This is a genomic window from Stenotrophomonas sp. GD04145 (assembly GCF_029835135.1).
Classification (GTDB): Bacteria; Pseudomonadota; Gammaproteobacteria; order Xanthomonadales; family Xanthomonadaceae; genus Stenotrophomonas; species Stenotrophomonas maltophilia_P.
In genome coordinates, this window is the sequence record NZ_JAODZG010000038.1 from 21,106 (window position 1) to 32,955 (window position 11,850).

General features: G+C 68.4%; 9 protein-coding genes. All 9 read left to right on the forward strand.

Annotated features, from left to right (window positions below; all coding sequences use genetic code 11):
* Positions 1-44: 44 nt before the first annotated feature.
* Positions 45-2,279 (forward strand): CocE/NonD family hydrolase, encoded by a 2,235-nt coding sequence (locus N7367_RS15385; protein WP_279942719.1) that lies wholly within the window; start codon positions 45-47, stop codon positions 2,277-2,279.
* An 84-nt stretch (positions 2,280-2,363) separates the two neighbouring features.
* The gene (flhB, locus tag N7367_RS15390; protein ID WP_053520068.1) at positions 2,364-3,494 is read left to right on the forward strand and encodes a flagellar biosynthesis protein FlhB; all 1,131 of its coding nucleotides are present in this window, start codon (positions 2,364-2,366) and stop codon (positions 3,492-3,494) included.
* Positions 3,491-5,596 carry a flagellar biosynthesis protein FlhA gene (gene flhA, locus N7367_RS15395; RefSeq protein WP_279942720.1) on the forward strand — a complete coding sequence of 702 codons (2,106 nt, stop codon included), beginning with the start codon at positions 3,491-3,493 and terminating at the stop codon, positions 5,594-5,596. The genes flhB and flhA overlap by 4 nt, the downstream gene beginning before the upstream one ends.
* 145 nt (positions 5,597-5,741) lie before the next feature.
* Complete coding sequence (flhF, locus tag N7367_RS15400) at positions 5,742-7,394, forward strand: flagellar biosynthesis protein FlhF (RefSeq protein ID WP_065183039.1); 1,653 nt, start codon at positions 5,742-5,744, stop codon at positions 7,392-7,394.
* Positions 7,381-8,268, forward strand: coding sequence for a MinD/ParA family protein (locus tag N7367_RS15405; protein WP_053520065.1), 888 nt, complete (start codon positions 7,381-7,383; stop codon positions 8,266-8,268). The genes flhF and N7367_RS15405 overlap by 14 nt, the downstream gene beginning before the upstream one ends.
* Positions 8,265-9,008: an RNA polymerase sigma factor FliA gene (locus tag N7367_RS15410; protein WP_053520064.1), complete on the forward strand. Its 744-nt coding sequence runs from the start codon at positions 8,265-8,267 to the stop codon at positions 9,006-9,008. Before N7367_RS15405 ends, N7367_RS15410 begins: the two co-directional genes overlap by 4 nt.
* 57 nt (positions 9,009-9,065) lie before the next feature.
* Entirely contained in the window at positions 9,066-9,458 is a 393-nt protein-coding gene (gene cheY, locus N7367_RS15415) for a chemotaxis response regulator CheY (protein WP_053520063.1), read from the forward strand.
* Positions 9,458-10,063 (forward strand): protein phosphatase CheZ, encoded by a 606-nt coding sequence (locus N7367_RS15420; protein ID WP_053520062.1) that lies wholly within the window; start codon positions 9,458-9,460, stop codon positions 10,061-10,063. Before cheY ends, N7367_RS15420 begins: the two co-directional genes overlap by 1 nt.
* A gap of 2 nt (positions 10,064-10,065) precedes the next feature.
* Positions 10,066-11,850: chemotaxis protein CheA (locus N7367_RS15425; RefSeq protein WP_279942721.1), on the forward strand; the 1,785-nt coding region annotated here is incomplete at its 3' end.

Here is an 11,850-nt window from a genome sequence, read left to right on the forward strand (position 1 = left end):
CCACCGTATGATGGCCACGCGCCCGCCATTGCAAGGAACACCCCGTGACCTTACGCACTCTTCTTGCTGGCCTGCTGCTGGCGCTCACCTGCACCGGCGTGGCCGCCAGCGATCTGCGGTGGTCGCTGCCCCGCGATGCGCCGCCGGCACAGGTGGATACGGCACTGCAGGCGCTGGGTACGGAGCTGTTGCAGTCGACAACGCTGACCGATGCACAGCGCTGCCATGCGCTGCTGGCCACGGGTCGCTACGCCGAGGCACGCACCATGATCGAGAAGCTGCGCGCGACGCTGGCCGCTGCCGGCGATGGCGCGGCGGCCCAGCGCTGGATGCCGATGCTGCTGGCAAGCACTGGCGCGCGGGATGCGGAAGCGTATTCGCGCGCCTTCCATTCGGCCTTTGCTGGCCTGGATGATGTTGCCGCCGTGCAGGCCGATGCAGCGCTTGCCTTGCCTCCCGCTGCGGTACAGGCGCAGCTGACGCAGGCGCTTGCGGCACAGGCCGATGCCGCCACCGTGCCGCAGTCAGCCGCGCTGGAGCTGGTGCGCCTGCAGGCTGTGTTGCGCGCGCAGACCCTGGCTGCGGCACTCGCCCCTGCACTGCTTGACGCAGAACAGCAACGCCGCTTCGTGATCGACAGCGGATTGCGTATCCCCGTGGCCGAAGGGGTGGTGCTGTCCGCACAGCTGGCACGGCCCCGCAGCGCGTCCGCGCCGCTGCCGACGGCCATGCTGTTCACCATCTACACCGACCCGCCCAAGAACCGTCTGAAGATGCTGCTGGCCGCAGCCCACGGCTACGCCGGCATCGTGGTCGACGCACGCGGCAAGGGTCAGGGTACCGGCACCATCGCCCCCTACGAGCACGACGGGGGGGACGCCAATGCCGCGATCGACTGGGTCAGCCGCCAGCCCTGGAGCGACGGTCGGGTCGCCATGTATGGCGGCAGCTATGAAGGATTCACCGCATGGGCGGCAGCGCGCCATCACCATCCGGCACTGAAGACCATCGTGCCCTACGTGGCTGCCATTCCGGGCCAGGGCCTGCCGATGGAGAACAACGTATTCCTCAGCGCCAACTACGGCTGGGCCTTCTACGTGGCCAATGGCCCGATGCTGGATACCGACACCTACGGGCAGAAGGGCCGGTGGTCACAGCTGCCCGCCCGCTGGTATGCCTCCGGCCGGCCCTACCGGCAGATCGACCAGATCGATGGCACCCCCAATCCCTGGCTGCAGCGCTGGCTCGCCCACCCGGCCTATGATGGTTACTGGCAGGCCATGGTGCCGTACACCGAAGACTTCAGGGACATCCGCATTCCGGTGCTGACCATTACCGGCTACTACGACGACGGCCAGATTTCCGCGTTGCAGTACTTCACCGATCACATGCGCTACCGGCCGGACGCCGATCATGTCCTGCTGATCGGGCCGTATGACCACGGCGGTGCGCAGGCCGCCAGCAAGCCGATGCAGCTGCGCGGCTACACGGTGGACCCGGTCGCGCAGTTCGATACGCCCGCGCTGACCTTTCAGTGGCTGGACCACGTACTTCGCGGTGCCCCGCGCCCGGCGCTTCTGGCCGACCAGGTCAACTTCCAGCTGATGGGCAGCAACACCTGGGGGCATGCAGCCACCCTTGATGCCGCTGCGGGCGGCCACCGCACGTACTACCTGTCGGCAGCCGCTGAGGGCGACCATCACCCGTTGCAGGAACAGCGGCCAACGCCGGGAACACTGCGGCAGACGGTGGACCTCGCTGACCGCACGGAGGTCCGGCATGGCTACTATCCGTTCCCGATCGTGGCCGCCGGGGACGAGCCGGACACGGCACTGACCTTCCTCTCCGAGCCCTTCGCAGCACCGATGGACCTGATCGGACGCTTCTCGGGCGATCTGAAGGTCCGCATCAACAAGCGCGACATGGACTTCACGGTCACCCTGTACGAGCTGCTGCCCGATGGGCGCCGGATGCAGCTGTCCTACTACGTCGGCCGGGCCAGCCACGTACGCGACCCGACCACGCGGCAGCTGCTGGTGCCGGGGCGATGGACCGACCTGCCCTTCGATCGCACCCGCATGGTCGCCCGCCGTGTTGGCGCGGGCAGCCGGCTGCTGGTGAAGGTGGACGTGCTCAAGGACGCCATGCACCAGGTGAACCACGGCACCGGACGCGATGTCAGCGACGAGTCAGCCGCCGATGCCGGTGAGCCCCTGCAGGTGGACTGGCACAGCGACAGCACGCTGAGCATCCCGCTGCGGCCGGCCCTGCCCGGCTAGCGTCGGGCGTTGCCCCGGCGGTGAACCACGCGCCGCGGAACAGTTCTTGCAGGCAGCCCGGCATCCCCTGCCGCAGTGCCCGTGATGTCCGAGAACGAATCCGCCGGCGAGAAGACCGAACAACCCACCGAAAAACGCCTGCGCGAGGCCCGCGAACAGGGCAACCTGCCGCGTTCCCGCGAACTGGGGACCGCCGCGGTGTTCGGTGGCGGCGTGCTGGCGGTGATGGCCATGGGCGGCTCGATCGGCCGTGGTGCCACGCAATGGATGAAACAGGCGTTGAGTCCCGAGCAGGGGCTGCGGCAGAACCCGAAGGAACTGTTCGGCCACTTTGGCGACCTGCTGCTGCAGTTCATGCTGGTGATCACCCCGCTGGTGCTGGTCTGCCTGCTGGCCAGCTTCGTCGCCCCGCTGGTGATGGGCGGATTGCGCTGGTCGGCCAAAGCGATGATGCCCGACATCAATCGGCTGAACCCGCTGACCGGCCTCAAACGTCTGTACGGGCCGGAAGCCATCGCTGAATTCACCAAGTCACTGCTGCGAGTGGCGTTCGTGGGCGTCGCCGCCGGACTGGTGGTGTGGAGCGGCTTCGACACCCTGCGCGGGTTGATCCACCACCCACTGGAAACCGCCATCACCGATGGCCTGGGCTTCACCCTGCGACTGCTGCTGGCCACCGCCGGGGCAATGCTGGTGCTGGCGGCGATCGACGCGCCGTACCAGCGCTGGAACTGGATGCGCAAGCTGAAGATGACCCGCGAGGAACTGCGGCGGGAAATGAAGGAAAGCGAAGGCAGCCCGGAGGTGAAGGGCCGCATCCGCCAGCTCCAGCAGCAGATGGCCAACCGCCGGATGATGGAAGCGGTGCCCACCGCGGACGTGGTGGTGGTCAACCCGACCCACTACGCCGTGGCCCTGAAGTACGAGGGCGGCGCCATGAACGCGCCCACCGTGGTGGCGCTGGGCGTGGACGAGACCGCCCTGCGCATCCGTGAAGTCGCCGATGGCAACAAGGTCGCCATCGTCTCCGCCCCGCCTTTGGCACGCGCCTTGTATCGGGAAGGCCAACTCGGAAAGGAAATCCCCGTGAGACTGTATTCGGCCGTGGCCCAGGTCCTGTCCTACGTCTACCAGCTGCGCGCCTGGCGCACCGGCCCGATGCCGGGCGCCCCGCACATCGAGGTGGATGAATTCGGCAAGGGAGGCCGGGCATGAGCGCGCAGGCCTCGTCCGGATTCAACACCCGCCGGCTGCTGGAGATGATCCGCCAAGGCCTCGGCGCACCGCTGATCGTGCTGGCGCTGCTGGCGATGGTGGTGGTGCCGCTGGCGGCGCCCGTGCTCGATGCGCTGTTCACCTTCAACATCGCCATCTCGCTGATGGTGCTGCTGGCGGTGGTGTACGTGAAGCGCCCGCTGGATTTCACCATCTTCCCGATCGTGCTGCTGGTCACCACCATGCTGCGGCTGGCGCTGAACGTGGCCTCCACCCGCGTCATCCTGCTCAATGGCCAGAACGGCCACGACGCGGCCGGCAAGGTCATCGGCGCGTTCGGTGAATTCGTGATCGGCGGCAACTATGCGGTCGGCATCGTGGTGTTCGCCATCCTGACCATCATCAACTTCGTGGTCATCACCAAGGGCGCCGGCCGTGTCTCGGAAGTGACCGCGCGCTTCATCCTCGACGCCATGCCCGGCAAGCAGATGGCCATCGATGCCGATCTCAACGCCGGCCTGCTGACGCGCGAAGAAGCCAAGCTGCGCCGCGAGGAGGTCCGCGAGGAAGCCGACTTCTATGGCGCGATGGACGGCGCCAGCAAGTTCATCCGGGGTGATGCGATTGCCGGCATCCTGATCCTGTTCATCAACATGCTCGGTGGCCTCGCCGTGGGCGTGCTGCAGCATGGCATGTCGTTCGGCGATGCCGCTGCGACCTACACCCTGCTGTCCATCGGTGACGGTCTGGTGGCGCAGCTGCCGGCCCTGCTGGTCTCCAGCGCAGTGGCGATGCTGGTCACCCGTGCCTCGCGCTCGCAGGACATGGCGCAGGCGATGACCGGCCAGGTATTCGGCCAGTACCGTGCCCTGGCCATCACCGCCGGCATCATCGGCCTGGTCGGCCTGGTGCCCGGCATGCCCAACGTCGCTTTCCTGACGCTTGCCGCCATTCTCGGCTTCATCGCCTGGAAGCTGTACCGGAAGGGACAGGCACCGGCCCCGAGCGACGCTGCCGGCAGCGACCCCGGCGCGGTCAGTGCGCTGGGCCGACCGGCGGCGCCGGCCCCCACCGCGGAACTGAGCTGGGACGAACTGCGCCCGGTCGACCCGCTGGGGCTGGAGGTCGGTTACCGGCTGATTCCGCTGGTGGACAGCAATCAGGGCGGCGAACTCATGGCACGCATCAAGGGTGTGCGGCGCAAGCTGACCCAGGACGTGGGATTCCTGATTCCATCCGTGCACATCCGCGACAACCTGGAACTGCCGGCCAACGGCTACCGCGTGCTGGTGCATGGCGTGCCGGTGGCAACCGCCGAGATCCATCCCGACCGCGAACTGGCGCTGGACCCCGGCAGTGCGCTCGGCCCGCTGGACGGCATCGCCGGCAAGGATCCCGCCTTCGGCCTGGACGCTACCTGGATCCAGCCGCACCAGCGCGCCCAGGCCGAAACCATGGGCTACACCGTGGTCGACCCGGCCACCGTGGTCGCCACCCATCTTTCCCACCTGATCCGCGAGCATGCGCCGGAGCTGCTGGGCCACGAAGAGGTGCAGCACCTGCTGGCCAACCTCGCCAAGAGCGCGCCCAAGCTCGTCGAAGATCTGACGCCCAAGGCGCTGCCGTTGTCGGCCGTGGTGCGGGTGCTGCAGAACCTGCTGGTGGAACGCATTCCGATCCGCCAGCTGCGCAAGATCGCCGAAGCACTGGTGGAGCACGCGCCGTCCAGCCAGGACCCGGCCACGCTCACCGCCGCAGTGCGCACCGCGCTCGGCCGCTTCATCGTGCAGGAGATCGCCGGAATGTCGGCGGAGCTGCCGGTGTTCACCCTCAACCCGCAATTGGAACGTGTCTTGCAGGAGTCCACGCAGGGCAACGGCGCCGCGCTGGAACCCGGGCTTGCCGAGCGACTGCATCAGAGTCTGGCCGAATGTGTCAGCAAGCAGGAAGCCCGCAACGAGCCCGCGGTCGTGCTGGTTCCCGGCCCGGTACGTGCCGCGTTGGCACGCTTGGTCCGTCACAGCGTTCCGTCGCTGTCGGTACTGGCGTACAGCGAAGTGCCGGAGGACAAGCGCCTGAAGCTGGTCGGAACGATCAGCTGACGCCGCCCACCGATGCGTCAGAAAACAGACACCACCTTCGAACCACCGCAACAGACAGATGCCAAGGGGAACCCGTTCCGTGCAGACCACCGACCACCCGCGTTCTCCCACCACCACCCCGCCGTCCCCGTCCCGTGACCACAGCATGAAAATCAAACGATTCGTCGCCGCCGACATGCGCTCGGCCATGAACCTGGTGCGCAAGGAACATGGTCCCGATGCTGTGATCCTGTCCAACCGCCGGATCGAGGAAGGCGTCGAGATCGTCGCCGCAGCCAACTATGACGAGAGCGCGGTGCAACGCGCGCTGGAAGCCTCGCGGCGCGACGTGGCTCCGCCGCCGCCGAAACCGCGCACCGCCGCGGATGCAGTGATCGCCGCGGTCACCCGTCGCCGCTCCGCGACACCTGCCCAGCAGCCGGTGACGGCCACCACATCGGCCGTGGCCGCCCTCGCCCGCGCGGCCGTCGGTGCCACCGGCCGCACCCTGGACAGTGCGGACGAGATCGTGCCCACCCGCGGCAGTTCCGGCTTCGCTGCCACCCTGGCGCGTGCCACCGTCAACGATCCGGCACTGCCGGAGCAGATCTTCGCGCCGTTCGCGAGCGCCGTCGTGGCTCCCGCACCGGCGCCCGCCAACCGCGCCCGTTTCCTGATCGACCCGCCGCAGGACGAGCATCACGAATCCCCCGCGCCGGCAGTGCTGCCGCCGCCGCTGCCGATCACCGCTGCGGCCACTGCGCAGGCCGAGTCCGTGCACCCCGAGCCGCCGTACGCGCAGGACGTTGCCGAGACCACGCCAGCCCCTGCCGCTGCCGCTGAAGCGGAGACCGCGCCGGCCCCGGCGCCGCTCCTTGCCCCGGCGCCGGTACTGACGGTGGTTGCACAGGACGATGCCGAGATCCGCCAGCTGCGCCACGAAGTGGCCGGCATGCGCCAGGTCATCGAGCGCGAGATGAACCGCTTCACCGACGAGCGCCTGCGCGGCTGCCCGGTGCGGGCGACCGCCCTGGACCTGATGGACGAGTACGGATTCGATGCCGGGCTGGCCCGCGATGTGGCCATGCAGATACCGCTGGAAACCGAAGCCCACCGGGGCCGCGGGCTGATGCTGGGCCTGATCTCGCGCAGGCTGCCGATCGCGCCGGTCGATCCGCTGGAAGAAGGCGGCGTGATCGCTCTGGTCGGTCCGACCGGGGCCGGCAAGACCACCACCATCGCCAAGCTCGCCTCGCGCTTCGCCGAGAAGCACGCGCCGCGCGATGTGGCCCTGGTCACCACCGACACGCTGCGCATCGGTGCCCGCGAGCAGCTGTACGGCTATGGCCGCCAGCTCGGCATCGCGGTGCATGAAGCCAACAGCGGTACCGACCTGGACCAGCTGCTGGAGCGGCTGAAGGACTACAAGCTGGTGCTGATCGATACCGCCGGCCTGGGCCCGCGTGACCGCGCCCTCGCTGCGCAGCTGCAGTGGCTGCGTGCCGCCCGCCAGGTCCGCACCCTGCTGGTGTTGCCGGCCAATACCAGCTTCGGCGACATGGACGAGGTGGTGCGCCGCTTCGGCGCGGCCAACCTGCAGGGCCTGGTGCTGAGCAAGCTGGACGAGACCGGCCGCTTCGGCAACGCCCTGTCGGTCGCGGTGGACCACGCGCTGCCGATCACCTGGGTGACCGATGGCCAGGACGTTCCGGACGACCTGCACCGGGCCAGTGCGGCCAATCTTGTACTTCGCCTTGAAGATTTGCGCCGAGCGGCCGATATGCCCTGCAACCCGGAGTTGAACCATGCCGTCGCGTGAGTACGCCAAGCTGACCAAGACCTTCCCGCTGTCGGCCACCCGCAGCGAGCCGCTCGGCCCTGTGCGCACCATCGCCGTGACCGGCGGCAAGGGCGGCGTCGGCAAGACCAACGTCTCGGCCAACCTGGCCGTGGCGCTGGCCGGCATGGGCAAGCGCACGCTGCTGCTCGACGCCGACCTGGGCCTGGCCAACATCGACGTGATCCTGGGGCTGAATCCCACCCACACCCTGGCGGATCTGGTCGCCGGCCGCTGCTCGCTGGAAGACGTGATCGTCGAAGGTCCGAACGGCGTGCTGGTGGTGCCGGCCGCGTCCGGTCGGCGGCACATGGCCGAGCTGGCCCCGGCCGAGCACATCGGCCTGGTGAACGTGTTCTCCGAACTGGAACGCGAGCTGGACATCATGGTGGTGGACACCGCCGCCGGCATCACCGATGGCGTACTGACCTTCTGCCAGGCCGCACAGGACACCGTTGTCGTGGTCTGCGACGAGCCGGCCTCGATCACCGACGCCTACGCACTGATCAAGGTGCTGTCGCGCGAGCGCGGCGTGGACCGCATCCAGGTGGTGGCCAACATGGTGCGCGACCCCAACGAGGGCCGCGTGCTGTATGAAAAGCTGACCCGGGTCTGCGAGAAGTTCCTTGCCGATGTCTCGCTGAACTATCTGGGCTGCGTGCCGCAGGATGACTGGCTGCGCCTGTCGGTGCAGCGCCAGCAGCCGGTGGTGAAGGCCTATCCATCCAGCCCGGCGGCGCTGGCGATCACCGAGATCGCCCGTCGCACCGCCCGCTGGCAGGCCCCCACCGAGCCACGCGGTGGCGTTGAATTCTTCCTCGAGCGCATCCTCAAGCAACGCGGGGTGGCAGCATGAAAGGCGCGGCCCAGTACAGGGAAGTCCAGCGCTCGGCGGCGACCGAGGTCATCGCCCAGCACTCGGACCTGGTGCGGCGCATCGCCCATCACCTGGCCGCACGCCTGCCGGCCAGCGTCGAAGTGGACGACCTGATCCAGGCCGGCATGATGGGCCTGATCGAAGCCTCGCGCAGCTACGACGCCGACCAGGGTGCCTCGTTCGAGACCTATGCATCGATCCGCATCCGCGGCTCGATGATCGACGAGATCCGCCGTGGCGACTGGGTACCGCGCTCGGTGCATCGGCGCGCCCGCGATGCGGCCGCCACCATCCGCCGCCTGGAGCAGACCACGGGCCGTGCAGCCAGTGCCACCGAGGTGGCGGCGGCCATGGACATGCCACTGCCCGAATACCTGCGGCTGATGGAGGACGCCTCGCGCGGCCAGGTGCTGAGCCTGGAATCGCGCATCGAAGACCAGGGCGAACTGGACACCGTCGCCCAGGGCGGACCGACACCGCAGCAGGTCCTGGAACGTGGCGAGTTCGGCCGCGAACTGGGCAAGGCCATCGGCCATCTGCCCGAGCGCGAACAGCTGGTGCTCTCGCTGTACTACGAGCAGGAGCTGAACCTGAAGGAGATCGGCGCGGTTCTCGGCGTGAGCGAATCGCGCGTCTGCCAGATCCACGGCCAGGCCGTGCTGCGCCTGCGCGGCCGGCTGAAGATCTTCGAGGCCGCGGATGCCGGGCTTGAAGAATGAACATGCCTGCGGCGGCCACGGCCACCGCGGGCGACTGAACAACAAAGGAACTCCGCTTTGAACAAGAACATGCGCATCCTGATCGTCGACGACTTCTCGACCATGCGCCGCATCGTCAAGAATCTGCTGGGCGATCTGGGCTTCACCAACACCGCCGAAGCCGAGGACGGGCATGCCGCACTGTCGATGCTGCAGAGCCAGCCGTTCGACTTCGTGGTCACCGACTGGAACATGCCGGTGATGACCGGCATCGAGCTGCTCAAGGCGATCCGCGCCGATGCCAAGCTCAAGACCCTGCCGGTCCTGATGGTCACCGCCGAAGCCAAGCGCGAGCAGATCATCGAAGCGGCGCAGAGCGGCGTGAACGGCTACATCATCAAGCCGTTCACCGCGCAGACGCTGGAAGAGAAACTGGGCAAGATCTTCGAACGCCTGGCGGCCAGCGCCTGATGGACGCCACGGTCGACAAGAACGCCCTCGCCCTGCGCCTGCAGGAAGCCCTCGACGCGCTCGAATCCGGCGACGAGAGCGCCTGGCGCCAGCGCATCGACGCCCTGGTGGCCGCACGCACGCAGCCGATGATGAGCGGCCTGTCACGGCTGGCCCGCGAACTGGGCCAGGCCCTGGGCGAACTGCCGACCGTCCCCAGCGAGGCGGGCGAGCTGGACGACGCCTGCGCGCGCCTGGACCATGTGGTGGCGATGACCGAACAGGCCACGCACCGCACCCTGGACCTGGCCGAAGAGTGCCGCAGCCTCACCGAACAGCTGCGCGCCGAAGGCCTGCAGCCGGGGCAGGATGCGCAGCTGGAACGCATCCGCCACAACCTGACCGAGATTGCCCTGACCCAGAGCTATCAGGACCTGACCGGACAGATCATCCGTCGCGTGGTCGGCATCGTCCGCCGCGTGCACGAAGGCTTTGGCGCGCTGGGCCTGCCACCGGAGCAGCATCGCACCGATCCGGCGCTGGCCGGACCGGCACTGAAGGGACTGGACCGCCACGCGGTCTCTCAGAACGACGCCGACGACCTGTTGTCGGACCTGGGACTGTAAGCATGAGCGCGGTATCCGACGACATCACCGCCGATTTCATCATCGAGGCACAGGAAATCCTGGATCGCCTCGGCGAACAGCTGGTGTCGCTGGAACAGGCGCCGCAGGACGCCGACCAGCTCAACGCCGTGTTCCGTGGCTATCACACGCTCAAGGGCGGCGCCGGCTTCCTCGGCATCACCGCCATGGTCGAGCTGTGCCATGCCGCCGAAGAGGCACTGGGCGCCGTCCGCGCTGGCCAGGCGGTGCTGCAGCCGCATCACTTCGATGCCGCACAGCAATCACTGGACTACCTGCAATCGATGCTGGATGCCGTGTCTTCCGGCAACGAACCCGGCTATGCCCCGCCGGACCTGATCGCCCAGTTCGACGTGCATGGCGCTGCTGCGCCGGCCGCCGCCGCGCCCGCAGCGCCCGCGCCCGCCGCCGGCGACCTGATCACCGACGACGAGTTCGAGGCCCTGCTCGATCAGCTGCACGGCAGCAACGCCCCCACCGCAGTGGCGACGCCGGCCAAGGCCGACGATGGCCTGATCAGCGAGGATGAGTTCGAAGCCCTGCTGGACCAGCTGCACGGCGGCGCCGCCCCCGGCGCGAAACCCGTGGCTGCCCCGGCGGCGGCGCCTGCACTGCCCGCACCGCGCCCCGCGGCCGCCGCGGCCAAGCCCGCGGCCAACAAGCCGGTGGCCGAGGCCGAGCACACCGTGCGCGTGGATACCAAGCGGCTGGATGCGATCGTCAACCTGATCGGCGAGCTGGTGCTGTCGCGCAACCGGCTCAAGACCCTGCGTGCGCGCCTGCGCGACGAGGAACTGGACCGCGCCGTGTCGACCCTGGACATCGCCACCGCGCGCCTGCAGTCGGCAGTGATGCGCACGCGCATGCAACCGGTCGGCAAGGTGTTCTCACGCTTCCCCAAGGTCGCCCGCGATGTCGCCCGCTCGCTGAAGAAGGAAGTGGACCTGGAGCTGGTCGGCGCCGAAACCGAGCTTGACCGCAACCTGGTCGAGGCCCTGGCCGACCCGCTGGTGCACCTGGTCCGCAACGCCATCGACCATGGTGTGGAGATGCCCGATCTGCGCGAAGCACAGGGCAAGCCACGCATGGGCCACGTGCGTCTGTCGGCCCAGCAGGAAGGCGACTACGTCAGCATCGAGGTGCAGGACGATGGCGCCGGCATCGATCCGGAAAAACTGCGCGCGAAAGCACGCGAAAAGGGCTTGATCGACCCGGAGGCGGCGGCCCGGCTGAGCAGCGAGGAATGTCTGCACCTGGTGTTCCTGCCCGGCTTCTCCACCAAGCAGCAGGTGACCGACATCTCCGGCCGCGGCGTCGGCATGGATGTGGTGCAGTCGCGCATCCGCGAGCTCAGTGGGCAGATCCAGATCCAGTCGGAACTGGGTCGGGGCAGCCGCTTCCTGATCCGCGTGCCGCTGACCCTGGCGATCCTGCCAACCCTGCTGGTGCAGGCCGGCGAGGACGTCTATGCGCTGCCGCTGGCGCGCGTGATGGAAGTGCTGCATGCACCGCGCACCTCGCTGGGCTGGTTCGATGGCCGGGCGGTGCTGGATCGTCGCTCGCACACCCTGCCGCTGGTCGATCTGCGCCAGTGGCTGGATGTGACGCCCGCCGCCTCGGCGCTGCTCACCATCGTGGTGCTGCAGGCCGGCGAGGCGCGCTTCGGCCTGGTCGTGGACCAGGTCCGTGGGCGCGAGGAAGTGGTCATCAAGCCATTGCCGAAGGCCCTGCGCGGCCTGCGCGGCTACGCCGGTGCGACGCTGATCGGT

Excerpts from the sequence above, each read along its gene's own strand:
- N7367_RS15420 (WP_053520062.1), top strand. The coding sequence starts at position 9,458 with ATGGACGCCACGGTCGACAAGAACGCCCTCGCCCTGCGCCTGCAGGAA.
- flhA (WP_279942720.1), top strand. The coding sequence starts at position 3,491 with ATGAGCGCGCAGGCCTCGTCCGGATTCAACACCCGCCGGCTGCTGGAG.
- N7367_RS15410 (WP_053520064.1), top strand. The coding sequence starts at position 8,265 with ATGAAAGGCGCGGCCCAGTACAGGGAAGTCCAGCGCTCGGCGGCGACC.
- N7367_RS15405 (WP_053520065.1), top strand. The coding sequence starts at position 7,381 with ATGCCGTCGCGTGAGTACGCCAAGCTGACCAAGACCTTCCCGCTGTCG.
- flhB (WP_053520068.1), top strand. The coding sequence starts at position 2,364 with ATGTCCGAGAACGAATCCGCCGGCGAGAAGACCGAACAACCCACCGAA.
- flhF (WP_065183039.1), top strand. The coding sequence starts at position 5,742 with ATGAAAATCAAACGATTCGTCGCCGCCGACATGCGCTCGGCCATGAAC.